We start from the raw sequence: 21,793 nt of genomic DNA, 5'->3' as shown, positions 1-21,793 counted from the left end.
CACTAGCCCAAGGGAATCCGCCATGAACGCCAGCGTCTGGATCATCAACCTCGCTGTCCTGGCCACCGTGCTCCACGCCGACCTCGGCTACAAGCAGATCGCCTGGCTCCGCCTGGCCCGCCCGATCCTCCTCGCCATAGCGGTCGTCCCGATCTTCGCGAAGAACATCGCCACCACCGGCAACGGCCTCACCCTGGAAATCGCCGGCACCGCCGCCGGCCTGCTTCTGGGCCTGCTGGCCGCCGCCCTCCTCCCGGTCCGCTACGACACCACCCGCAAGGCCGCCTTCTCCACCGGCAAGACCACCTACGCCGCCCTGTGGACCACCGTGATCGGCGCCCGCCTGCTGTTCGCCTACGCCTCCGTACACGTCTTCCCTGCCCAGCTCGGCCACTGGATGGCCACCAACCACATCACCCCCGACGCCCTCACCGACGCCCTGATCTTCCTGGCCATGGGCATGCTCGTCGCCCGCACCGCCGCCCTCCTCGGCAAGGGCGCCCGCGCCACCCGCACCCACCAGACCACCACCGCGCTGGCCGCGTGACCCCGACCACGTCGAACGCGCTGTGGGAGGCCCGAAGTGGGGCCTCCCACAGCGCGTTCGATGCCAAAAGGACGCACTACAGCCCTTACACACGATCGTGGGCTCAGCGCCCGGCGCCGTCGGCACCAATGGTCAGGCGCGCGGCAAGGTCGAGTCGGATCTCGCCGTAAGGGCGCACATGGGACCAGAACAGCGGAGTCAGGCCGCGCCGGTCGGCCGGGGTGAGCAGGCCGGCCCACTCCGGCTCGCCAAGGACGTCCTGAAGCATCACTTCCGGCTGCACGCCGCCCTGGACGCCGCGGCCCGCGCCGCTGGGGCACCGGTCGAGATCTTCGAGGCCATCAACGTCACGTTGCCCTCGGGCATGGTCGTCCCCGACCTGGTCATCGCCGATGCCGGGGCCACCGTCGAGGACCTGGTGACCATCGACGCCGAGGCGGCCCAGGTCGTCGTCGAGATCGTCTCTCCCGGCAACAGGCGCATGGACCGCAAGATCGAGCCGCTGCTCTACGCCGAGGCGGGCATCCCCGCCCACTGGCGGCTGGAGAGCGACCCGGCGCCGATGCTGGTCGTCTCCGAGCTGCAGGACGGCCGGTACGTGGAGCGCACCACCGCGCTGGCGGGCAGCTCCACCCGCGTCGAGGACCCGTTCCCCTTCGAGATCGACCCCGCCGGGCTGGTCCGCCAGTAACCGCCGATCCACGGGCAGCGCCCCCGACGTCGGGGGCGTTTTGCGCTGCGCACCTCGCGCGGGTCTGCCGGCTGCGTTGCGCAACGCAGAGCATGGCCGCCAGGCGCGGGTACCAGGCCCCGCACTTCGCGCAGGCGCCGTAGCGGTCATGTTCCTCTCGGCGCGCTCCGCACCTCGGGCATCCGTCCTTCACCGGCATGGTCCGCTCCCTTCCACCCGCGCGATCTGTCTGCGGGCTCCCATCGGCCGGCCGTCAACCGTCCTGCAGGACGCGGCGACTTCGGGTGCGGCGTGCACCGCCTTGCGCAGTTCGTGGGCGGTCAGGCCCGCCCGGCGGGCCGTCGGTCCCAGTTGCTGCCCGTGGCCTTCGGCTCGCCGGCCTTGGAGCGAGCGCGGGCTTGGCGGGCGTACAGCATCGCCAGTACACGGCCGGAGGTGATCTTGTGTCGGTTGTCGGGGCTGAGTAGTTTTCGTACAGGATTCAGCGCTGAGATTGATCATGGTTGGCGGCGAGGCGGGCGTCAGCCAGGTCCCTGGAGAACGCCGCCCGCCCGGAACTGAACGCGTGCCACGCCTTCCTCCAGCCCGGCGACACCCTCGTGGTCCCGCCGCTGGACCACTACGGCCGTTCGCTGCAGGACCTGATCAACATGGTGGCCGAGCTGCGCAGGCGCGATATCGGCTTCACCTCGCTGCACGAGAAGCTGGACACCACCACTCCGGGCGGTCGGCTGGTCTTCCATGTCTTCGCTGCGCTCGCGGAGTTCATCCGCGGGCTGATCGTGGTCGGCACCCGCGAGGGCCTGGACGCTGCGCGCGCCCGCGGCCGGGTCGGCGGACGCCCCACCGTGGTCGATGTCGAGAAGCTGCGCATGGCCCGAGACATGCTCCCGAACCAGGAGAACTCGATCGCCTCGATCTCGAGGGTGCTCGGGGTCTCCCCGGGCACCCTCTACAACCACATCCCGGACCTGCGGGAACTGCGCGCCAGTCGGCGCGTCCCGCACCAGTTGGAGGCCGCCGAGTGATCCCGCTCCTGCTCCACCGCTGTGAGGGCGGCGCCGCCCAGTTGGGGGCGGCCGAACCGGGGCTTCCCGGACCGTTCGGCACCGGATGGCCCGCCGATGAGCCCGAGCCCGACGAGGACGCGGCGGCGGGCGAGGAGGCCGAGTGAGCGCAGGGCCGCTCAGGCCCTGCCCGGGTTGCTGAACGTGGCCGGCGCCTCGCTGCTTCGCTCCTGGCAGTCCCCGCCCCGGCCCCGGACGCCCACCCGGATCATCGAACCACACCCGGGCACCCCGCCACCAGCCGACGGGTCCACACCGACCTGGCGAGGAACCTACTAGAACATAAAGGGCAATTTGCCTACTTCAGATGCCGACTCAGAAGCGGTGGCTCTGGAGGTCGCCCAGCAGGACGTTGAGTTGCTTCTCCTGCTCGGCGGCGGGAGCCGGCTGGATGTTGCCGTGGTCGATGGCGTACGCCTTGAGGACCGCATCCATCTGGTTGTCGAGCAGGGTCCAGGTCGTGTTGTTCACCGCCTGCAGCGAGGTGGTGTCGGCGTCCCAGTCATCGCGCATCTTCTGCACGGTGGCTTGGGAGGCCGCGGCCGTCCCGGCACGGTCCTGCGCGATCGCCGTCTGGGCGAGGTTCTCGTACTTCGCCACCGCCGCGGTCGTCTGGTTGCCGGTCAGGGCCGCCTTCGGGCAGGCCGGCATCGTCTCGCTCTGACCGGTCGGGTCGCAGGTGACGTGGGGCTGATTGTGGGCCCACACCATCAGCGCGACGGTGCCGGCGGCGATCACGCCGAAGGCTCCCAGCGCGATGCGCTCCTTGCGCGCGTTGGCGGCGACCGACCGCTCGTGGGTCATCTCGTAGGTCTCGGCGACGTCACTGCGGCTGATCGTCAGGTAGATGACCGTCGCCAGGATGGCGCCGAGGAAGATCAGGCTCGTGGCGAAGGTGCCCAGGCCGAGTCCGACCGGGTCGCCGGGGTTGACCGCGGCCTTCGGGGAGGCGAGCCAGTCACCGATGTTGGCGCCGAGCGGGCGGGTGAGGATGTAGGCCAGCCAGAACGAAAGGACCGGGTTGGCGCCGAACTTCCACAGCGCGGTGATCGACACGATGAGGCCCAGCGGCAGGAACACCGACTGCGCGGGCGTCCAGTTGGTCAGCTCCAGCGTCCAGTCACCGGTGGCAGTGCCCAGCGCGAACGTCACCAGGACGGTCAGCCAGTAGAACGCCTCACGCGGGAAGGTCGTGATGCTGTGGATCGACAGGGTCCGCTCGCGCAGCCACCAGACCCCGAAGACGAGGACCAGCAGGACCGAGAACACCGTCGAGCTCAGCCACAGCGGGACGTGTTGCTCATCGGTGAGCATGTCGGTGTACAGCGTGCCGGTGACACTGACCACCACCACGGTGAGCCAGTACGGGAACGGGCTGTAGCGCTTCGTACGGAACTGGACCGTTAGCACGACCGCGAATACCGCGGTGAACAACAGCATGGTGTTGGTCAGGCCGAAGCCCAGCGTGGTGTTGATGTAGTCGGCGAAACTCTCGCCGACGGTCGTGCAGAGGATCTTGATGATCCAGAACCAGACTGTGACCTCGGGCACCTTGTTCAACAGGTGGTTGCCCGCGGCACCTCGAGGGGTCGCGATAGTCGTGGGAGTTGTCATGCCGCGACACCAACGTCTACACCTGTGTAGACGTTAACATGGTGACGTGTCTTACGATCGACCAGGATCGGAGGACGAGTCCAGTCGCGATGATCGCGTAGGCTGCTGCCCGGCCCGGAGCGGGACAAGGTCGCCGCCGGGCTCAAGGCCCGCTACGAGGCGGGGGCTTCCATCCGTGCCCTCGCCGAGGAGACTGGCCGCTCCTACGGCGGCGTCCACTGCTCCTGGCCGACGCCGGCGTGGTCTTCAGCTCGCGCGGCGGCGCGATGTGCCAGGGCCCGGCTTCGTGATCCCGCTGCCACCGCACCGTACGAGGGGGGTCAGCTGGTGCTGAGCCGGTTGTCCGAACGGGTTCGGGCGGCCTGGGTGATGGCCTGGGCAAGGAGGTCCAGGGCGGCTCGCGAGGGTGAGCCCGCCGCCGTGGTGGCGACCACGATGCTGGGACCCGGCCCCTGGCTCAGGGTCTGCTGCATGACGGTCAGTGAACCGACCAGCGGGTGCCGCATCTCGTAGTCGGCGACCGCGCAGGCCTTGACCCGGTGGTCGGCCCACATCGACGCGAAGTCCTCGCTCTTCGCGCTCAGCTCACCCACCAGCGTGTGCAACGCGGGGTCCTCCGGGTACTGGCCCGCCACCAGGCGAAGATTCCCCACCACCGCCCCGGCCTTGCTCGGCCAGTCCGCGTACAGGTCGCGGGTATGGGCGTCGAGGAACACCAGCCTGGCCATGTTGGGGCGCTCCGTCGGCACGTCCGGGGCAGCGGGGTCGAGGTGCCCGGCGAACAGCGCGTGGCCCAGTCGGTTCCACGCCAGGACATCACTGCGCCGGCCGATCACGATCGCGGGGACGTCCCCGAGCGCGTCCAGCAGTTGGGCGGTCGGCTCCGTCACGCGCTCCGGCGCGGGGCGCCGCCGGCTGCGGGGCTTGGCCGATCGGGCCAGGTCGTGCAGGTACCGGCGCTCGGACTCGTCCAGCCGCAGGGCCCGGGCGATCGCGTCCAGCACCTCCGGCGAGGCGTTCAGCGAGTGCCCCTGTTCCAACCGGGCGTAGTAGGAGGCGCTCACCCCGGCCAGCAGCGCCAGCTCCTCACGGCGAAGACCCGGCACACGCCGGCGCTCCCCGTAGGTGGGCACCCCGACCTCGTCGGGTCGCAGCTGGGAGCGCCGCGTCTGCAGGAAGTCCCCGAGCTGTGATTTCCCGTTCATGGCTCCGAGTATGGGTCGACCCGCAACGCACAGCCTCTCCCTGCCGAGGATAGGCACCAGCGGGTCTGGCTCCCTGGTCCGAGCAGCGATGAGGTGGGTCTCACCGCATCCCGCACTCATCCAGGAGGACCCTTTGAGCACCGCTACCCGCGAAGACGACCCCGTCGAGACCCTGAACGCGGCGGATTTCGCCTTCACCAGGCGCGCCTGGGTCGACGCCGCCCCCACACGGGTCTACGACCTGGTCAGTGACGTGTCCGCGATCCGCCGGTGGAGCCCCAACGCCACCGACGTCGCCTTCGACCAGGACGCCGGACCCCGAGTCGGCGCCTGGTTCAGCGGCCGCAACCACAGGGACGGCAAGCAGTGGACCACCCGCTCCCAGATCACGCAGGCCGACCCCGACGCCTTCACCTTCGTCGTCGGCGGCGCCGAGGACGGCATCGTGCGATGGAGCTGGACCTTCCAACCCCAAGGACGCGGAACCGTCGTCCAGCAGTCCTGGCAACTCCTGCGCCTCGACCCGGTGCTGGGCACCACCCGCAGCGACCTCGACGCACTGCGCGACTACATGGCGGACAGCGCCGAAACCACACTGGCCTCCCTCGCCCAATGGATCGCCGAAGAACGCCACCACAACACCACCCGCAGCCAATGACATTGGCCATACTCGCCGCGACCGGGATGCTGACCCTGGCGGGTTCCGCTGGTGTCGCCGACCGGGATGACGAACTGCCCCTGCGTCCCGAGGAGCTCACCGCGTGACCACCCCCGCTGTCGTCTCCTCCTTCGACGTCCGTTCCGCAGTCCTCGCAGGCGCCGACGTCTGCCACGAGGCCGGCCTCACACTGCCCGACGAGGCGAACCGTCCGCGCTTCGAGGACGATATCTGGGACTTCACCCACGTCGTCGGTCTGCCGGCTCAGATGGCCCGATGCACACGGCGCTTTGACTTCGCGGCCATCATCGACGCCCGTTGGCGGCTGGTCGCAAGGAACTCGTGCTGGCGATGCTCGCCCCCGGACACGTGTCGGTCATCCCGCTGCCACGCGCCTATCGCACGGCCTTGCACCTGACCACCTGCGCGGGGCGGCTGGGCGAACTCACCCGATTTTTTGCCTGGTTGGGGGACCAGCGAGTGTCCGGTCTGGAACAGCTCGACACCCGGCTCTGCGAGGCTTACCTGGCTCACCGCCGCTAGGTGCTCGACGAGCATGGCACCGTCGTCGGTGAACAGAGCCACGGAACCAGGCGCTCGGCCGCGCAGGTCGTCGTCGACCTCGTCAATTACCGCGAGCTGTTCACCGCCGACCGTGTCTCTGCGGACCTGCGGCCGTGGGGTGGTGCAACGGCCTCGGCCGTCGCCGAGATGCCCTGCGGCCGGGGCCAGAACAAGACCCCACCGGTTGAAGGCGCCGTCCTGCAGCCGATGCTCGCCGCCGCGCTCTATCTGGTCTCCACCCTTGGCCCCCACGCCGTCGAACTCGCTCAGGAAGTACGGGAAGCCGACTGCACCTCGTCCTGCAAAGCGAAAGGGCTCCGCCCGGCCGGTCCCGCGCCCATGGCCGAGTTCACGAGCATGCTGGCCGAGTACGAGTGAACGCGCACACCGCTGCCGATGCTGGCCGAACACCACATCGCCGACCGGCTCGCCGACGGCTGGGACCCCGGTGATCTCCTGCTGCCGGTGGCCACGGGCGTTCTGACCCGGCAGGCCGGGGCCAGCCAGTTCTGGTCACGATGGCTCCCGGCCCTGCGCGGACCACTGGAAACAACCCTCGCAGTGGTAGGAGTGGAGAAGGCCTTCGCCCGTGATGCCGCCGAGAACAAGGCAGCAGACGGGACATCCTCGCCGCCCTGGACGCTTCCCCTGCACCGGCTGGAGGCCGTTGCCCTGGTCGGAATCGTCCGCACCGCCGCGATCATCACGCTGGCCACGGTGTCGGGAATGCGCGCGAGTGAACTCATGGAGCTACGGGTCGGCTGCCGCCGCCCGCCCGAGGAGCCTGTTCCCGGCCACACCCGGTTCCGGATCGCCAGCAAGGTCGTCAAAGGCCAGCCGCTCGGCGGAACCGACGACGAATGGGTCGTCGTCGAGCCGGTCTATCGCGCCGTCGAACTCGCCGAGCAACTGCACGACGGCCCACAGGATGGGGCCCTGCTGTTCGGCCGGTTCGCCTTCGACGTCCGTTACCGGTGGTTCAGGAACTGGGTCAACTCCCCGTCCGGGCAACGGCTTGGGCTTGCACCCATCCCTGACGGGCCCGTGAATCTGAGGATGCTGAGGCGGACCCTGGCTCTGGAAATGGCCTACCGGCCGAGCGGAGTGCTGGCTTCCAAGATCCACCTCAAGCATTGCCGTGGCCACGACAGAAGGCTGTGCCTCCCGTCCCGGCGGGGCCCAGGCCGAGCTCCTCGCCGAGGTCAACAGGCACGAGAGCGACCGCAACCTCGACCTCGTCCTCGCCGAGTTCCGAAACTACCAGCAAGGCATCCTCCCAGCGGGCCCCGGCGCCCGCAGCCTCACCGAGTTCTTCGCGCACATCGACGCCAAACTCGACGCGGCCGCCGCGAAGGCGCCGAAGACCCAGCGCAGTGACCGCGACGTGCTCAACCTGCTGACCAAACGCGCCAAGATCCTCCACCTCGGGCCCGCGAACTACTGCTGGTTCACCGACCCGTCCCGGGCACTCTGCCTCAAGCTGGCCGGCACCCCGACTGCAGACCGTCCACTGATCGGGATGTGTGACTCCGCCCGATGCCCGCAGGCCACCAACCACCCCTGCCACCGCCCCGTCTGGGCCGAACACGCCGAACGCACCGAAACCTTCCTCGGCCAGATTGGCACCACACGCAAGACCGAACGCACCCGGCTCCAAGCCGACTATGACCGGGCCCTCCGCGTCGTCGCCGAGATCGACGCCGCCAGCACCACGGACGAGGACGAGGAGTCCGCATGAGAATCTCCGCAGCCCAGCGGACCGAGAACGAGAACCGCATCCGAGCCGCCATGGACCGGCTCCTCCGAGGCGAAATCCCGCCCGGCGGAAAGTGCGACATCAAGACTCTCGCCAACGAGGCCGCCGTCGACCGCACTGCGTTCTACGGCACCCGCCCTTACGCTCACCTCCGCGTCGAGTTCGAACGACGGGTCCAGGCACTGCACGACGCCGGCGAGATCCCCGACCCCCGCGAGGCCCGGATCAGCCGACTCAAAGCAGAAAACGCCAAGCTCCGGGAACGGCTCACCCAGTCGGAGCATACGGTCGACGAACTCACCGACTTCCGCGGCCAGGCCCTGGTCCGGCTCGCCGCCCAGCATGAAGAGATCATCCGGCTTCGCGAAGCCGCCGCCGGAACAGCCCGGGTGAGCCACCTTCCAGCACCGCGAACAACCGTGATCGGGAGCTGTAGTTGAGCTACCCCAACGGGCGTGATCCGGGTCACGGGCAACGGTGTCCAATCCAACGCACCTGGCGATCTGCGTCGCGAAGGTGCCCGCGACGACGCTCCTGCGGAGAAGGGCGCGTCCACGCCGGTGCTGATGAAGCTGTCCGGGCATACGTCGGTTCGCAGCCTCGCGAAGTACGCGCAGGTGTCCGATGAAGGTCTCCTGAACTCCCAGGCCGACACCGATCCCGCTGCGCGTCGCCATCGCCAGCGGTCGGGCGAATTGTCCGTGGCCGGAGAGCAACATGACGAGTATTGAGACATCCATCCCGTTGCGCGAAGCGGCATTTCATGACCTGTTCCAGAGGCCAGTACGGTCGGATTCATGGAGTGGAATTTTCAGACGGCCGAAGAGTTGGCGGCCGCGTTGCGTGCCGGTGAAGTGACCTCGGCGGAACTGACCGACGAGGCGATCGCCCGTATCGAGCGGGACGACAAGGCGATCAACGCGATCTGTGTGCCGGACTTCGACCGCGCGCGGGCCGCCGCGCGCGCTGCCGACCAGGCGCGCGCCCGGGGCGAGGACCGGCCGCTGCTCGGCATTCCGGTGACGGTCAAAGAGTCCTACAACATCGCCGGGCTGCCCACGACCTGGGGCATGCCACAACACCGGGACTACATGCCGGCCGAGGACGCGGTACAGGTGTCGCGGCTCAAGGCCGCCGGCGCGGTGGTGCTCGGCAAGACCAATGTGCCCTTGGGGCTGCAAGATATCCAGAGCTTCAACGAAATCTACGGCACCACCAACAACCCGTGGGACCACGGCCGCACGCCGGGCGGATCCTCCGGCGGATCAGCGGCGGCCCTGGCGTGCGGATTCGGCGCGCTGTCCATCGGCTCCGACATCGCCGGCTCGTTGCGCACCCCCGCACATTTCTGCGGTGTCTACGCACACAAGCCGACACTCGGGCTGGCGGCCAACCGCGGTATGGTCCCGCCGTCCGCACCGGCCTTGCCGGTCGACCTCGACCTCGCCGTCGTCGGTCCGATGGCGCGCACCGCCCGCGACCTCACGCTCCTGCTCGACGTCATGGCCGGACCGGATCCGTTGACGCTCGGCGTGGCGCACCACTTGAGGTTGCCGCCCGCGCGCCACGAACGGCTCCGCGACTTCCGGGTCTTGATCCTCGACGAACATCCGCTCATTCCAACCGGGTCGGCGGTGCGGGCGGGCGTGAACCGAGTCGCCGACGCGCTTGTCGACGGCGGCGCCCACGTCGAACGGCACAGTCCGCTGCTACCCGATCTGACCGAGGCCGGGACGCTCTACAGCCAGTTGCTGGTTTCGGGCTCCGTCGCACGCTTTCCCGTCGAACCGTACGATCGGCTGCGGACCCGCGCCGCCGGACTGAGCGCGGACGACCAGAGTCTCGACGCGGCACGGCTGCGCGCCATGGTGTTCAGCCACCGCGACTGGCTCCAGGCGAACAACCGCCGCGAACTGCACCGCCACGGCTGGCGGCAACTGTTCGCCGAGTTCGATGCCGTGGTGTGCCCGATTACGCCCACTCCCGCGTTCCCGCACGACCACAACCCCAATCCGCTGGAACGCCGGATCGACATCGACGGCGTCGAGTACCCGTACTTCGACCAGCTCGTCTGGGCCGGCCTGGCCACCATGCCCGGCCTGCCCGCCACCGCCATACCAGCGGGCCGGGCCTCCGATGGCCTGCCGGTGGGAGTGCAGCTCATCGGTCCGATGTTCGAGGACCGTACCCCGCTGCGGCTGGCCGAACTGCTCGAGCAGAAGATCGGCGGCTTCCAGGCACCGAAGTAGGGCCTACTACCGGGCGTCCGTCGAGGACGAGGTGCGGATGACGACGAGATCCTCCGAATGCGCGCAGTCGCTGCCCGGAACGCGAATGTCACCCGCCTCCCGCAACACGACAGAAGGTCGTCGGACCATGCTGACACAACACGCGACAGTGAAGTCGATCACAGATGCCCCGACCTTATCGCCACACAAGCAGCAACCGGCATCACGAACGCCGCACCCGGGGTCGTCCACTTCAAACGCGACACGAACCCAACCGCACACGGCGACTGCGGAGACAAGCAGGTCTTACGTCACGCACCTGACCGAGGACGGAGTCGACCGCCGGTTCATCCAGCAGCAGGTCGGCCATGAGTGCGACAGCTCCCTGGCCATCTACACGCACGTCAGCGACGACTTCATGAACACTTCCCTGCACAAGGCACTGGCCCCGGCGTTCGCCGGGGCCTGACAGGAGGGATCCGGCGATGGCCGCCAAGCTCGACTACCACTGGCACCTGCGCAAAGTCATGGCGGACCGCGGGATGTTCTCCACCACCGGCCTCATCCCTCCGCTCGCCGAACGCGGCATCAGCCTGTCGTCGAGCCAGATCTACCGGCTCGTCGTCGAGCGACCTGAGCGGGCTGACCGGCCTGCCCCGCTGCGGCGGCTGCGACAGACGCCCAGCTCACTGCACCGTCTGCGGACGACTCCGCGGCATCCACTCCGGCACCGCCGACGCCCCCACCTGCGGCCCCTGCACCGCACCGGAACCCGAGCTCTGGCGCCCCTGCCCTACCTGCGGACAAGCCGAACGGCTGCGAGCCTCCGGTCCCTGCCCTCGCTGCACCCTCAAACAGCGGCTCCACGAGCTCCTCGCCGATGACACCGGCTCCATAGCCCCGAAGCTGCAGGCCCTCCACGAGGCCCTGGCCAGCACCGAACGGGCCGGCACCGCGATGCGCTGGCTCTCCAAGGCATCGTCTCCACCGTCCTGTCCGATCTCGGCTCCGGCTGCCGACCCCTCACCCACGAGGCCCTGGACGAGCTCCCGGAAGGCAAGGTCGTCGAACACATCCGCAGCGTCCTCGTCGCTACCGGCGCACTGCCGAAACGGGACGAGCAGATGGTCCGCCTCGAACGGCATGTGAAGGACCTCGTCGCCTCCCATGCGACGGCCGAGGGACGGAAAATCCCGCACCGGTACGCGACTTGGCACCTCCTGCGACGGCTTCGCCGTCGCAGCCGCGGCAAGGACATCACTTACTACCAGCTCAAGGTCGCGCGGCAGCATCTGCGGGCGGCCGTCTATCTCCTGAACTGGCTCGCGGGCCAGAACCTGACCCTTGCAACCTGTCGACAGACCGACCTTGAGGGCTGGATGACCAGCGACGACGTCCGTCTTCGCCTGGAGGCAGGCCACTTCGTGCGATGGGCCCTCTCCCAGAAGATAGCCCGCGATCTCCGCTTCCCGGCCGTCAGATGGAACGGCCCCTCCCAGGCGATGGACGTCGAAGCCCGCTGGGACACCGCCCGTCGCCTGCTGCACGACGACACTCTCAAGCCCGAAGACCGCCTTGCCGGCCCGCTGTTGCTCCTCTATGCCCAGTGGCCCGCGGCGATCTCCCGGCTCACCGTCGACCATATCGAGGAGACGGACGGAGCGGTCCGCATCCGCCTCGGCGCCGTCCCGATGGACCTGCCCGCACCCGTCGCTGAACTGGCCCTCCAGCAGGTCGAGGTTCGCCGCAGCCATGCAAGTCCTCGGCCGCACAGACTCGCCCTGGCTCTTCCCCGGAGGTCAGCCCGGCCGCCCGATCAGTGCCTGGGCCATGGGCGAACGGCTCCGCAAACTCGGCATCCGGCTCGCGGAAACCCGCTCGACCGCACCGTTCCAGCTCGCCACCGAGCTGCCCGCCGCGGTCCTCGCCCGCACCCTCGGCACCGACATCACCGTCGCCGTCAAATGGCAGCGAGCCGCTGCCGGAGACTGGGGCGCCTACGCAGCCGAGATCAACCGCCGTCGATGACCCGCGGCGATCGCGGTGAGCAAGAACAGCGTGGCGCCGATAAGGAACCATGGAGTCCACAAGGCCAGCCTCCAGTGCACCACCGACCAGTCCAGCGGGCGAGCCGGATGCAGAACTCCCGTGACGAGCAGCACGTCCTGCACCCCCGTGGGCAGTGCCCTGAGCAGCAGCACGATGACGCCCATCCACAGCACAGTACGCACCATCCACTGCGGCATGCCCCGACCCCACGACTGGACGGCAGCCAAAGCCGCCCCGGCACCTACCAGGCAGACCAGAGCAACCCCCCATAGCCCGAAGATGACGAACCAGGTTGGCCGGATCAGATCCGAACTTCCGGTGGCTGCTACGAACCCCACGGTCCCGCCCCAAGCCCAGTACAGGTGCACCAACACGAACAGTACACACCAGGTGGCCGCGAGCCAGGCAGCCTCCTGCCCCAGTCGAGCCCTGGATAACCGAGTTCCCAAAGATTCCTTCGACGTCACCATCGCCGCCCCCTCACATCAGCTGTCCGGACGTCTCCTCCTCGCCACGGGTTCCACCCTCCCGGCCAGCCATCCTCAGGGCACTCGGCAGGCCCTGAGGAAGAGACGACACGCGGACACCGCCGCGTCGGTTCTCATCAGCAAAGTGGTGTCGACTCTCAGCTACGAAGCCATGGGAGGGGCCGACACTACCGAAAGGGCTCTGGGCTGCTGTCGCGGTCCTCTGAGAGCAAGGCATTCCAAGAGCCGATTCCACCATTACCGGCGAGGCGTTCACCAACCGGCAAGGCCAGTGGCAGATCGTCCAGACCGCGCTCGTCGAGCACCTGGCCCGCATCACGGCCCCTGGCTTCGACGTGGAGGACTTGGAGGCACCCCGCACCAACGTGCTGGCGTTCCACGGGGTCGGTGTGACTCCCAGCGTTAGTTGGCGTTTCCCAGGGATAGTTGGCGGCTGGGCCCAGCTCGCGAGCTATCCGAACTCGTCGGGCTGCGTGGACGTCGCCGGGCCGTTCGCGTTCGACAGGTACGTCACCACCATCGGGGTGTACGACGGGACGACGAAGTGGCGGATCGGATCCCGAGGCCCTGGAGATCACGCTTGACAATGAAGTCAAGCGACTGTTTGAGTTTCTCGCGTGGCGACAGAACGAGCAGATCAACGCCGTGAGGCCGGTCAGCGCACGCGGGACGGCCTGCTGGCCGCCGCCCTGGAACTGCTGGCGCAGCGCGGCCAGGAGGGGGTGACCCTCCGCGAGATCACGGACAGGGCCGGAGCCAATGTGTCCGCGGTGAGCTACCACTTCGGGTCACTGAAGGCCTTGTGCGACGCGGCTATCGAGCACGCGCTGGAGCGGTACCTGGACGCGCAGATCGACGCGGTCGCGTCCCTCGGCGCCAGGCCGACCATCGAGGAGTTGGCCGCGGCGTTCGCCCGGCCGATGATGCGCGCGCTCGCGGCCGGCGGACGGGACCTGGCCGTGATGCGGACGGTCGCGCGCGTCGGGATCGACCCCCCCGAGGGCTGGGACCGGCTGGACGGGAAGTTCGAGCAGTCGCGCCGGGACGTCCTGAAGGTGCTGTCGGCGAACCTGCCAGGGGTCGACGAGCCGGAGCTGACCTTCCGGACGCGGTGCGCGGCTGGCCTGCTGAACTGGCTCGCGGTGGCGCCTATCGGCGCGGAGTTGGCCGCGCTGCCAGCCGGGCAGATCGAGCGGTGGCTGGCGCCGGTTCTCGCTGGCGCCCTCCGCGGCTCCCCCATGCGGTCTGACCAGGGCTGATACCGCCGACCGCGAAACTATTCAAACGAACGCTTGACAGGTGGCCGCCCTGCGGGCAACAATTCAATCAAGCATTAGAATTACTTCTCGGAGGGGACGGGACCATGACCACCAGCGCAGAAGAGATCGTTCGGGCGGCCTATCACGCGGCCGAGGGCAGCGTTCTGGACGTGCAGGGATTCATCGACCTGTTCGCCGAGGACGGCGTGTTCAACAACATCGTCGCCGGCGACACCTACCGCGGCGAGCACCTTGGCGACCTGGTCGTGTTCATGGGCCAGCTCGCGCCCGACATCCACCGGGAGCTGCACCGCTTCCACGTCGTCAACGACAACCTGGTCGTGGTCGAGCTGTCCATCCAGGGCACCGCCACCGGGCCGTTCCCGACCCCGGCTGGCGTCATCGAGCCGACCGGCGCCAAGCTCGATATCCCGACCGCCGACTTCTGGTACCTCGAGGACGGCAAGATCAAGGAGTTCAACTGCTACGTCGGCGTCAGCGTCATGCTCGCCCAACTCGGCGTGCAGCCCGACTTCGCGTCCGCCGTCGCCGCGTCGGCCGCCGCAGGCGCCTCAGCGAGCTGATTGGCCCGACCGGCAACGAAGAAGGGTGCGAGACCGGCGACGGTCCCGCGCCCTCTTCGTTTCCCGCCGCTCTTCTATGACGGATGGGGCTGGAGTGATTCCTGATTCATAGATCGGGGACACAGTTCGGCGCATTCCGGCGCGTATAGCGCTGTCACGGATGCCTGTGCCGCGAAGACCGTCTCGGCCTCCGCATGCGGCACCGCAGCGTCCCGCTGCGCCAAGTCGACGCGGGAGTTCCGCTCACAGCACGCCGGGCGGCGAACGCGGATGGGGGCGGTCTTTACGCCTCCCAGCAGCGGCCTCACCACCAGCAACAGGACGGTGAGGAGCGAGGCGGGGGTGGGGTTTCGATGTCGATTGGCACGAGCGGCTCCTACTGGGCGGCCCAGGCGCTGCCCAGCGTGTTCAAGCACAACTTGCTTGACCGCTACATACCGCAGTTCGGCGGGATGACGGGGTCTCGTGACAAGCATGTGGTGTATCGGGACGGGTACGCCGGCAAGGGCCGCTACGAAAACGGCGAGCCCCGATCGGCGGAGATCGCCATGCGGGTTGCGTCCAAGCATCTGTTCCAGCACGAGCTGCGCTGGACCTGCTTTTCACAGAGCGCGACGCCAAAACAGTGGCTCGACTGAAGCACGTCGGCGACATCTACCCCCAACGGGCCGTAGGCGCTCGGGTGCATCACGGGGACGTCGACGGCGCCGCAGCCCAGAGCCTCACCCGGCTACGCCACTAGATCCAGAACTCACCCGACCTCACCGCTCGGTCCAGCGCTGGTTCGCGCCACCGTTGCAGCCGTAGACCTCGACGGTGGTGCCGTTGACCTGCCCGGCCGGGACGTTGCCTCTGGTCACGTCAAGACAGATGCCGTACTGCGTCGGATTGGTGATGGAGCCGTCCGAGTTGAGTCTCCACTTCTGTCCGGCGCTGCCGTCGCAGGGCTGGATGACCACCGCAGTGCCCCAGGCCAGGGTGCCGTTCGCGGCACCGAGACACCGGGCGCCGTTGTAGGCGCGTAGATCGCCCCCTGGGGTCGAGGACCACTCCTGGTTGGCGCCGCCGTTGCAGTCCCAGATCTCGATCTTCGTGCCAGGAGAGGTCTGGTTGTCCCAGGCGTCCAGGCAGCGGCCGGAGGCGGCGGAGACGAGCGGCTGCGCCGGGCTCGTGGTGCCAGAGTGCGGAGTCACCCGGTAGAGCACCGTACCGCCGGCCGGGACGGTGGCGCTGATGGTGCCGTCGGCGCTGACTGAACTCGTGTGCGCCCACAGGTCGTTGAGTGTGTATCCGGCGTTGCTGGCGGGCAGGCCCACGGCTGTGGCGGTGGTGGAGATGGTGGCGGGCGCGGAGGTCTCGTTGAGCAGGGCCACCGCGACATCACCGCCTGCCAGCGGGCGGCGCAGCACATCAAGGCCGTTGGTGGTGGTGGTGGTGACGGCGGTGCCTTGTTGACCGAGGCTGTCCTGGTCGACGGCGATGACATCCTTGTTGAGGTAGACGCTCAGGTCCTGCTGACTGATCGGGAAGCCTGAGCTGCCCGCCGTGGCGGCGGTGCGCAGGTCGGCGCCGGAGATCAGCGGGGCGGCGAGCACGGCGGCGGCCGAGAGTTCGGACTTCTCCTGATCGTAGGTCAAGCGCTGGTTGGGGTCCCGAGAAGCCGAGGCGTAGTTGCCGGTCTCCAGCATGTCGATGTCGTTCCAGGCGCCGGGACCGGCGTACTGCGACTTGCCCAGGTCGGCGTGAATGAGTCGGGTGAGGCCGGCGAAGGAGGCGTCGCGGTCGCCGTCGATGCGCCACATGTTGGCCACGCTCCTGCCCCACACCCACGGTGTCTCGCCCTGGGCCGCAGGCTGCAGGGAGAGGCTGAAGACGATCGGCCGGCCGGTGGCGGCAAGCGCGTCGCGCATCCAGCCGTCACGCGTCTGCAGTGGGAGACGCTCGTCGCCGACTCGTTGAGAGGGGTCGCTGGCAAGGCAGTTGTCGTACTTGAGGAAGTCGACGCCCCAAGAGGCGAAGGTCCGGGCGTCCTGCTGTTCATGGTCCAGACTTCCGGGGAAGCCCTGGCAGGTGTGGTAGGTCGGGCTCTCGTAGACGCCGAACTTCAGCCCCTTGCTGTGAACGTAGGCAGCGAGGGCGGCCAGGCCGTCAGGGTACTTCTGCAGGTCGGGGGCGAGGTTGCCGCCCGCGTCGCGGGAGCGGCTCATCCAGCAGTCGTCGATGGTGAGGTACTGGTATCCGGCGTCGCGCATGCCGCTGGAGACCATGAAGTCGGCGGTGTCCTTGACGATCTGCTCGTTGGCGTTGCAACCGAAGGTGTCCCAGCTGTTCCAACCCATCGGCGGGGTGCGAGCCAGGCCGTTGTCCAAGGCGTGGGCGGGGGTGGTGGCGAGCAGGGAGAGGGAGAGCGCGGGGAGTGCGATGGACAGGGACAGGAGCAGGCGTGGAAGGGCACGCATGGGGAGCTCCACCGGTGTGTGGGGAATGGGGTTGGACGGCGGCGGAGCGGCTGGCGGGCCGCTCCGCCGCGGATGTCAGTTCTGGGTGAATCCCGCGAAGTCTGCTTCGCCGCTGGCGCCTTCGCTGTGGGAACTGGTGAACACACCGACATCCTGAGTGGCGGTCACGCCGGGAAGTGTGGCCGCGGCGACCTGGGTCCAGTCGGTGCCGTCGGTCGAGTAGTAGCCGGTGTAAGTGGACCCGGAGCGGACCAACTTGAGCCAGCTGGGGTAGGCGGCGGTGCCGCTGCCCTCGTTGGGCGGGGCGCTGTTGGAGTCCAGACGCCCGCTGCCGGTGCTGTCCCACTGCAGGACGTAGCCCTTGCCAGGGGCCTCGGCGAGGATCAGGTAGCCGGGAGAACTGCCGGGCTTGGTGATGTCATCTCGCACCATGATCCCGGCCTTCGCCCACTCGCTGGTGTCGGCCTGGGCGGTCACCTTGACAACCGTGGTGGAGCCGTCGTGCTCCGCGCCCTGCTGGTAGATCGCGCTGTACTGGTCGGTGCCGTCCCACAAGTCCGCGCCCGCGCCATCGATGGCGAGCCTACTGTCCTGCGCACCGAAGGTGGCCGTGTTGTCGGAGAAGGTCTTGAACGGCGCCCGGACCGGGGCGGAGAGCTCCACCGGGTTCGGCGCGGTCACCGTCTGGCTGCCGCCCGGCCCGTGGACGGACGCGACCGCGGTGACGGTGGTACGGGTGATCGGAGCGGGGAGGACGGCAGGGGCGGTCACCCGGAACCTGGCGACGGCCTGACCGCCGCTGGGCACCCGGGCGAAACGGGTGCGGGTGAGCGGGGTGACGGTCCACCCGGCGGGGACATGGACCCCAAGGCGGACATCGGTGGCGGCCCGCGCACCGTTGTCGGTGACGGTCGAGGTCACCGTGGCGGAGCTGCCGGCCGACCAGCCGGACCCTGTGGTGTCCACAACTACGTTGGGCGCATAAGCGTCCGGTCTGCGGGTGGGTGCGACCCGGTACATCACCGTGCCGTGTCCGGGCACGAAGCCGCTGATGGCCTTGGCGGTCTCGGTCGTGCGGTGCGCCCAGAGGTCTCGCACGGTGTAGTCCTTGGCGGCCCCCAGCCCGATCGCCGAAGCCGTGGTGGAGATGACGGCGGGCGTGGTGTTCTCGTTGAACAAGGTCACCGCGACACTTCCGTCGGCGAGGGGCTTGGCCAGTACGTCCAGCCCGCCTGCCATACTGACTGGCTTTCCCTGCCTGCCGAGCTTGTCCTGGTCGACGGCGATGACTTCCTTGTTGCCGTATATCGCGAGGGTGTCGGCGCTTGCGCTGCGCAGGTCGGTGCCCGAGATCAGCGGTGCGGCCATCTCGGCCCACAGCGAGAACTCGGTGCGGTCCTCGGTCGGCGTCATACCGTTGCCGACTTCCAGCATGTCCGGGTCGTTCCAGGAGCCCGGACCGGCCGCGGCGGCGAGGTTGACGTTCTGGTGGAAGATGGCGAGCATCCGACCATACGAGGCGTCGATGTCGCCGGTGGTACGCCAGAGGTTGCCGACCGAGCCTCCCCAACTCGGCACATTCTCCTCGCCCCAGTCACAGAGGCTGTAGACGATCGGGCGGCCGGTCTTGGCCAGGGCGTCGCCCATGGCCTGGTAACGCTGCCGGGCCGGTATGCCCATGTTGTTGCAGTTGTCGTACTTCAGGTAGTCGACACCCCAGGTGGCGAAGGTGTTCGCGTCCTGTTGCTCATGGCCGAGGCTGCCGGGGTACCCGGCGCAGGTCATCGTGCCGGCGCTTTCGTAGATGCCGAGCTTGAGGCCCTTGGCGTGTACGTAGTCGGCAACGCCTTTGATGCCGTGTGGGAACTTGGTCGAGTCGGGGACGAGATTGCCGCCGCTGTCACGGGACTTGCCCATCCAGCAGTCGTCGATGTTGAGGTACTGATAGCCGGCGGCCCGAAGCCCGCTGGAGACGATCTTGTCTGCGGTCTGCTCGACGAGTTGCTCGCTGACGTTGCAGCCGAAGGCGTTCCAGTCGTTCCAGCCCATCGGCGGGGTGAGGGCCAAGCCGTTGTCGACAGCTTCGGCCGGAGTGGCGGCGAAGGGGACAACCGCGAGAGGTACCACTGTCAGCGCGGCCGCTATGAGGGCGGCCCACATCTTGCGCATCGGTTCTCCTGAGTCCGAGGAGGCAACGGACGGTCGCGGATCTGATGCCTTGCGCAGGGCGTGCCAAGCGAACCAAAGTCAACATAACTAGTCAATAGAAAACACAAATCTGCGCGCCTCGCCCCCCATTCACACACGATGGAATACTTCCCAACAGATCTGCGAACGTTGCCGACTTGACTCGACCGTCTTGCGACTTGGCCTGACCTATGACGGTGCCCGCCTGATCTGCGCGGGCGGCGGCCTCGGCGTCGATGGATGGCGTCGTTCTCGCCGTTCCGGTACGGCTCACTCGAGGCATATGAAGGGTTCATGGGTGCGTTCGACAATTTCGCGCGGACCGCCACCGCGAGCCGCCAAGCACGCGAGGAACGGCGGGCTCGCGCCGATCAGCCCGGCCGGCGCGCCCACCTCCAGAAGTGCATGCCGTCCGCCCACGAAGTTGATGCCATCGGCGACACGGTGCGTGCTCTGGTAGAGCAAGCAGCCCGCATCTCAGTTGCAGGCCCGCCGTCTATGGGCGAGTGCGCAGCACGACTTACAACATCCGCAGGCGCCGAGCACGCCCGCTACGTCGGCCAGCGCCAGCGTGCCTCGGACGAAACCCTAGCCCTGGCCGATGGCGCAGGAGCTTCTCCCCCATGACGACCTCTTGACCGCCTTCTCCGTTTCAGGTCCCTCTGGCACCCCACTCCGTTCCTGGCTCAGGGGTGAGATCCAGTCAACCTTCAGTGTCCGCAGTGAGACGCCATGAGACTCCAGCGAACAACTATGAACATTGACGGCCAAGGACGAGCGCCAACTCGGCTGTCCTGACCTGGCCCATTGGCGTCCGTCCCTCGGTTCGGCCCGCAGACGATGCGCAACACTGGTCGGTATGGCGAGCTTTCAAGAGAGGAAGATCGCAGGCGATGCCCATGAGGAATGTGTCGCCTGGGAACTCACCCGGCGCGGATGGGCAGTCGACGCCTGGGGCCAAGGCGTGCTGAGTAACGCCGTCCGTTTTGCCTTGCGCCGTATCGACAGTTCGTTGCGCTGGACACCTGACCTGATCGCTGCCAACGGCCGGCGAGTTGCCCTGATCGACTGCAAGGCCCGAATGACCAGCCGCACCAGCCACCGCCATGCTGGCAGTTCAGTCGCGCCAACGATGCTCCGGACTCCCAGGTTCAACCGGCAGTCGTCGCTGGCCATCAGCACCCGGTCTGCCGAGCACCCCGTCTGCCGGGGCAGCGACGCACGCTGAAGGCGCAGCTCATGGCGGAAGCCACGGTGGCCCGGAGCAGTGCGCAGTCCGCCCACGCACACCACGAGCACGGCGCGGACCCGCAATCCGACACGCCCAGCCGGGCGCCTCATCTCGGCACCGGCCGGGGTACCGCTGATGGTCCAGACGCCGAGGTGCCCCGAGGAGAACAACGCCCACCACTCCCCAACCCGGGATCTGCCGAGCGCCGGGCCGCTGCCCGCCACCACATGGCCGCTCCACCTGGACGGCGGTATGCGCGCCAGGACGTCGGGCGGCGCGATCCGTCGACGAACCCGATGATCGGGCAGTAGGCAGTCGGCCGGACCGAGGAGGACATCGATGCAGCTGGATCTGACGGGACGCACCGCCCTGGTCACCGGATCGACACAAGGCATCGGGGCCGCGATCGCCGCTGGGCTCGCCCGCGCGGGGGCACGAGTGGGGATCAACGGCCGCAGCCCCGCCCGCGTCGAGGAAGCGATCAACCGTCTCAGCGAGCAGGCCCCGCACGGCGACTTCGTCCCCGTACCGGCGGATGTGACGTCGCAAGAAGGAACCGACCAGGCCGCTCAGGCCCTGCCCCACGTGGACATCCTCATCAACAACCTGGGCGTCTTCGGAGCCGCGCCCGCCCTGGAGATCACCGACGAGGAGTGGCGCCGATACTTCGACATCAACGTCCTCGCGGCCGTCCGGCTCACCCGCAGGTACCTGCCAGCCATGACCGAGCAGGGCTGGGGTCGCATCCAATACATCGCGAGCGACTCGGCAGTGGTCATCCCCGCGGAGATGATCCACTACGGGATGTCCAAAACGGCTCTGCTGGCAGTAGGCCGGGGATTCGCCAAGGCGGCCGCCGGCACCGGAGTCACCGTGAACGCCGTCATCGCCGGACCCACCCACACCGAAGGCGTGGAAGACTTCGTCTACCAACTGGTGGACCGAAGCCTCCCGTGGGACGAGGCACAACGGCGGTTCATGCGTGAACACCGTCCGCAGTCGCTGCTCCAACGGCTCATCGAACCCGAGGAAATCGCGAACATGGTCGTCTACCTCAGCTCCCACCAAGCATCCGCGACAACCGGAGGAGCACTACGGGTAGACGGCGGCTACGTCGACTCCATCCTCCCCTAGCCCACTGGGGCCGAACTTCGGCATCGGCTCGCGGACGACCAGCCCACCACTCGCTCACGAAATCCACGGTCC

The 21,793-nt window shown here is 68.3% G+C and carries 25 protein-coding genes and 1 pseudogene; 18 read left to right on the top strand and 8 right to left on the bottom strand.

The window, feature by feature from the left end:
- The first annotated feature begins 22 nt into the window (after positions 1-22).
- The 4 genes from P2L57_RS32460 to P2L57_RS32445 all read left to right on the top strand — a co-directional run bounded on the left by P2L57_RS32460 (position 23) and on the right by P2L57_RS32445 (position 2,412).
- On the top strand, positions 23-547 hold the full coding sequence (locus P2L57_RS32460; protein WP_275820678.1) for a hypothetical protein: 525 nt from the start codon (positions 23-25) through the stop codon (positions 545-547).
- Positions 548-644: 97 nt separating this feature from the next.
- Complete coding sequence (locus P2L57_RS32455; protein ID WP_275820676.1) at positions 645-1,238, top strand: Uma2 family endonuclease; 594 nt, start codon at positions 645-647, stop codon at positions 1,236-1,238.
- A gap of 503 nt (positions 1,239-1,741) precedes the next feature.
- Positions 1,742-2,266, top strand: a complete 525-nt coding sequence (locus P2L57_RS32450) for a recombinase family protein (protein ID WP_275820674.1) — start codon at positions 1,742-1,744, stop codon at positions 2,264-2,266.
- On the top strand, positions 2,263-2,412 hold the full coding sequence (locus P2L57_RS32445) for a hypothetical protein (RefSeq protein WP_275820672.1): 150 nt from the start codon (positions 2,263-2,265) through the stop codon (positions 2,410-2,412). Before P2L57_RS32450 ends, P2L57_RS32445 begins: the two co-directional genes overlap by 4 nt.
- Positions 2,413-2,620: 208 nt before the next feature.
- Here P2L57_RS32445 and P2L57_RS32440 read toward each other — a convergent pair whose 3' ends face one another.
- The gene (locus P2L57_RS32440; protein WP_275820670.1) at positions 2,621-3,919 is read right to left on the bottom strand and encodes a COG4705 family protein; all 1,299 of its coding nucleotides are present in this window, start codon (positions 3,917-3,919) and stop codon (positions 2,621-2,623) included.
- 102 nt (positions 3,920-4,021) lie between these two features.
- On the opposite strand from P2L57_RS32440, the pseudogene P2L57_RS32435 reads away from it, so the two are divergent.
- Positions 4,022-4,209, top strand: a pseudogene (locus tag P2L57_RS32435) (helix-turn-helix domain-containing protein).
- Between the two features lie 30 nt (positions 4,210-4,239).
- Here P2L57_RS32435 and P2L57_RS32430 read toward each other — a convergent pair.
- Complete coding sequence (locus P2L57_RS32430) at positions 4,240-5,124, bottom strand: helix-turn-helix domain-containing protein (protein WP_275820668.1); 885 nt, start codon at positions 5,122-5,124, stop codon at positions 4,240-4,242.
- A gap of 133 nt (positions 5,125-5,257) precedes the next feature.
- Between P2L57_RS32430 and P2L57_RS32425 the strand changes: the two genes are divergently transcribed.
- The 3 genes from P2L57_RS32425 to P2L57_RS32415 all read left to right on the top strand — a co-directional run bounded on the left by P2L57_RS32425 (position 5,258) and on the right by P2L57_RS32415 (position 6,724).
- Positions 5,258-5,782, top strand: coding sequence for an SRPBCC family protein (locus P2L57_RS32425; RefSeq protein ID WP_275820666.1), 525 nt, complete (start codon positions 5,258-5,260; stop codon positions 5,780-5,782).
- Positions 5,783-6,124: 342 nt separating this feature from the next.
- On the top strand, positions 6,125-6,325 hold the full coding sequence (locus tag P2L57_RS32420; protein ID WP_275820664.1) for a hypothetical protein: 201 nt from the start codon (positions 6,125-6,127) through the stop codon (positions 6,323-6,325).
- Positions 6,326-6,724 carry a hypothetical protein gene (locus P2L57_RS32415; protein WP_275820662.1) on the top strand — a complete coding sequence of 133 codons (399 nt, stop codon included), beginning with the start codon at positions 6,326-6,328 and terminating at the stop codon, positions 6,722-6,724.
- Positions 6,725-7,096: 372 nt separating this feature from the next.
- Here the strand turns inward: P2L57_RS32415 and P2L57_RS32410 are convergent, their stop codons facing one another.
- Entirely contained in the window at positions 7,097-7,492 is a 396-nt protein-coding gene (locus tag P2L57_RS32410; RefSeq protein WP_275820659.1) for a hypothetical protein, read from the bottom strand.
- Between P2L57_RS32410 and P2L57_RS32405 the strand changes: the two genes are divergently transcribed.
- The 4 genes from P2L57_RS32405 (at position 7,485) to P2L57_RS32390 (ending at position 10,351) form a co-directional block, all read left to right on the top strand.
- Positions 7,485-8,084 carry a hypothetical protein gene (locus P2L57_RS32405; protein ID WP_275820657.1) on the top strand — a complete coding sequence of 200 codons (600 nt, stop codon included), beginning with the start codon at positions 7,485-7,487 and terminating at the stop codon, positions 8,082-8,084. The genes P2L57_RS32410 and P2L57_RS32405 overlap by 8 nt on opposite strands.
- Positions 8,081-8,542 (top strand): hypothetical protein, encoded by a 462-nt coding sequence (locus P2L57_RS32400; protein WP_275820655.1) that lies wholly within the window; start codon positions 8,081-8,083, stop codon positions 8,540-8,542. Before P2L57_RS32405 ends, P2L57_RS32400 begins: the two co-directional genes overlap by 4 nt.
- A gap of 15 nt (positions 8,543-8,557) precedes the next feature.
- Positions 8,558-8,833 carry a hypothetical protein gene (locus tag P2L57_RS32395; protein ID WP_275820653.1) on the top strand — a complete coding sequence of 92 codons (276 nt, stop codon included), beginning with the start codon at positions 8,558-8,560 and terminating at the stop codon, positions 8,831-8,833.
- Between the two features lie 66 nt (positions 8,834-8,899).
- Positions 8,900-10,351 carry an amidase gene (locus P2L57_RS32390; RefSeq protein WP_275820651.1) on the top strand — a complete coding sequence of 484 codons (1,452 nt, stop codon included), beginning with the start codon at positions 8,900-8,902 and terminating at the stop codon, positions 10,349-10,351.
- A gap of 665 nt (positions 10,352-11,016) precedes the next feature.
- Here the strand turns inward: P2L57_RS32390 and P2L57_RS32375 are convergent.
- On the bottom strand, positions 11,017-12,084 hold the full coding sequence (locus P2L57_RS32375) for a hypothetical protein (protein ID WP_275820716.1): 1,068 nt from the start codon (positions 12,082-12,084) through the stop codon (positions 11,017-11,019).
- Here P2L57_RS32375 and P2L57_RS32370 point away from each other — a divergent pair.
- The gene (locus P2L57_RS32370) at positions 12,083-12,358 is read left to right on the top strand and encodes a hypothetical protein (RefSeq protein ID WP_275820647.1); all 276 of its coding nucleotides are present in this window, start codon (positions 12,083-12,085) and stop codon (positions 12,356-12,358) included. The genes P2L57_RS32375 and P2L57_RS32370 overlap by 2 nt on opposite strands.
- On the opposite strand, the gene P2L57_RS32365 is transcribed toward P2L57_RS32370, so the two are convergent.
- Positions 12,328-12,849 carry a DUF3995 domain-containing protein gene (locus P2L57_RS32365; RefSeq protein WP_275820645.1) on the bottom strand — a complete coding sequence of 174 codons (522 nt, stop codon included), beginning with the start codon at positions 12,847-12,849 and terminating at the stop codon, positions 12,328-12,330. The genes P2L57_RS32370 and P2L57_RS32365 overlap by 31 nt on opposite strands.
- Positions 12,850-13,484: 635 nt before the next feature.
- Between P2L57_RS32365 and P2L57_RS32360 the strand changes: the two genes are divergently transcribed.
- The 3 genes from P2L57_RS32360 to P2L57_RS32350 all read left to right on the top strand — a co-directional run bounded on the left by P2L57_RS32360 (position 13,485) and on the right by P2L57_RS32350 (position 15,348).
- Positions 13,485-14,126: a TetR/AcrR family transcriptional regulator gene (locus P2L57_RS32360; RefSeq protein WP_275820643.1), complete on the top strand. Its 642-nt coding sequence runs from the start codon at positions 13,485-13,487 to the stop codon at positions 14,124-14,126.
- A gap of 104 nt (positions 14,127-14,230) precedes the next feature.
- Positions 14,231-14,710 carry an ester cyclase gene (locus tag P2L57_RS32355; protein ID WP_275820641.1) on the top strand — a complete coding sequence of 160 codons (480 nt, stop codon included), beginning with the start codon at positions 14,231-14,233 and terminating at the stop codon, positions 14,708-14,710.
- 353 nt (positions 14,711-15,063) lie between these two features.
- A complete protein-coding gene (locus P2L57_RS32350) occupies positions 15,064-15,348 on the top strand; it encodes a class I SAM-dependent methyltransferase (RefSeq protein ID WP_275820639.1) in 285 nt (94 codons plus the stop codon).
- A gap of 123 nt (positions 15,349-15,471) precedes the next feature.
- Here P2L57_RS32350 and P2L57_RS32345 read toward each other — a convergent pair whose 3' ends face one another.
- The 3 genes from P2L57_RS32345 to P2L57_RS32335 all read right to left on the bottom strand — a co-directional run bounded on the left by P2L57_RS32345 (position 15,472) and on the right by P2L57_RS32335 (position 19,821).
- Positions 15,472-17,169: a glycoside hydrolase family 27 protein gene (locus P2L57_RS32345; protein ID WP_275820637.1), complete on the bottom strand. Its 1,698-nt coding sequence runs from the start codon at positions 17,167-17,169 to the stop codon at positions 15,472-15,474.
- Between the two features lie 75 nt (positions 17,170-17,244).
- Positions 17,245-19,338, bottom strand: a complete 2,094-nt coding sequence (locus P2L57_RS32340; RefSeq protein WP_372516019.1) for an NEW3 domain-containing protein — start codon at positions 19,336-19,338, stop codon at positions 17,245-17,247.
- A 288-nt stretch (positions 19,339-19,626) separates the two neighbouring features.
- Positions 19,627-19,821 (bottom strand): hypothetical protein, encoded by a 195-nt coding sequence (locus P2L57_RS32335; RefSeq protein WP_275820635.1) that lies wholly within the window; start codon positions 19,819-19,821, stop codon positions 19,627-19,629.
- A 394-nt stretch (positions 19,822-20,215) separates the two neighbouring features.
- Between P2L57_RS32335 and P2L57_RS32330 the strand changes: the two genes are divergently transcribed.
- Both P2L57_RS32330 and P2L57_RS32325 read left to right on the top strand, forming a co-directional pair.
- Positions 20,216-20,584: a hypothetical protein gene (locus tag P2L57_RS32330; protein ID WP_275820633.1), complete on the top strand. Its 369-nt coding sequence runs from the start codon at positions 20,216-20,218 to the stop codon at positions 20,582-20,584.
- A 342-nt stretch (positions 20,585-20,926) separates the two neighbouring features.
- On the top strand, positions 20,927-21,721 hold the full coding sequence (locus tag P2L57_RS32325) for an SDR family NAD(P)-dependent oxidoreductase (RefSeq protein WP_275820631.1): 795 nt from the start codon (positions 20,927-20,929) through the stop codon (positions 21,719-21,721).
- Positions 21,722-21,793 lie beyond the last annotated feature (72 nt).

Origin of the sequence: Streptantibioticus ferralitis (assembly GCF_029223525.1) — a bacterium.
Lineage (GTDB): Bacteria > Actinomycetota > Actinomycetes > Streptomycetales > Streptomycetaceae > Streptantibioticus_A > Streptantibioticus_A ferralitis.
This window is presented reverse-complemented; position numbering and strand designations above follow the sequence as displayed.

What these genes read in the sequence shown, in the direction of transcription:
- P2L57_RS32340 (WP_372516019.1), bottom strand. Translation starts at nt 19,338, where the DNA reads ATGCGCAAGATGTGGGCCGCCCTCATAGCGGCCGCGCTGACAGTGGTA.
- P2L57_RS32345 (WP_275820637.1), bottom strand. Translation starts at nt 17,169, where the DNA reads ATGCGTGCCCTTCCACGCCTGCTCCTGTCCCTGTCCATCGCACTCCCC.
- P2L57_RS32325 (WP_275820631.1), top strand. Translation starts at nt 20,927, where the DNA reads ATGCAGCTGGATCTGACGGGACGCACCGCCCTGGTCACCGGATCGACA.
- P2L57_RS32440 (WP_275820670.1), bottom strand. Translation starts at nt 3,919, where the DNA reads ATGACAACTCCCACGACTATCGCGACCCCTCGAGGTGCCGCGGGCAAC.
- P2L57_RS32370 (WP_275820647.1), top strand. Translation starts at nt 12,083, where the DNA reads ATGCAAGTCCTCGGCCGCACAGACTCGCCCTGGCTCTTCCCCGGAGGT.
- P2L57_RS32390 (WP_275820651.1), top strand. Translation starts at nt 8,900, where the DNA reads ATGGAGTGGAATTTTCAGACGGCCGAAGAGTTGGCGGCCGCGTTGCGT.
- P2L57_RS32330 (WP_275820633.1), top strand. Translation starts at nt 20,216, where the DNA reads ATGGCGAGCTTTCAAGAGAGGAAGATCGCAGGCGATGCCCATGAGGAA.
- P2L57_RS32350 (WP_275820639.1), top strand. Translation starts at nt 15,064, where the DNA reads ATGTCGATTGGCACGAGCGGCTCCTACTGGGCGGCCCAGGCGCTGCCC.
- P2L57_RS32460 (WP_275820678.1), top strand. Translation starts at nt 23, where the DNA reads ATGAACGCCAGCGTCTGGATCATCAACCTCGCTGTCCTGGCCACCGTG.
- P2L57_RS32400 (WP_275820655.1), top strand. Translation starts at nt 8,081, where the DNA reads ATGAGAATCTCCGCAGCCCAGCGGACCGAGAACGAGAACCGCATCCGA.
- P2L57_RS32375 (WP_275820716.1), bottom strand. Translation starts at nt 12,084, where the DNA reads ATGGCTGCGGCGAACCTCGACCTGCTGGAGGGCCAGTTCAGCGACGGG.
- P2L57_RS32365 (WP_275820645.1), bottom strand. Translation starts at nt 12,849, where the DNA reads ATGGTGACGTCGAAGGAATCTTTGGGAACTCGGTTATCCAGGGCTCGA.
- P2L57_RS32355 (WP_275820641.1), top strand. Translation starts at nt 14,231, where the DNA reads ATGACCACCAGCGCAGAAGAGATCGTTCGGGCGGCCTATCACGCGGCC.
- P2L57_RS32430 (WP_275820668.1), bottom strand. Translation starts at nt 5,124, where the DNA reads ATGAACGGGAAATCACAGCTCGGGGACTTCCTGCAGACGCGGCGCTCC.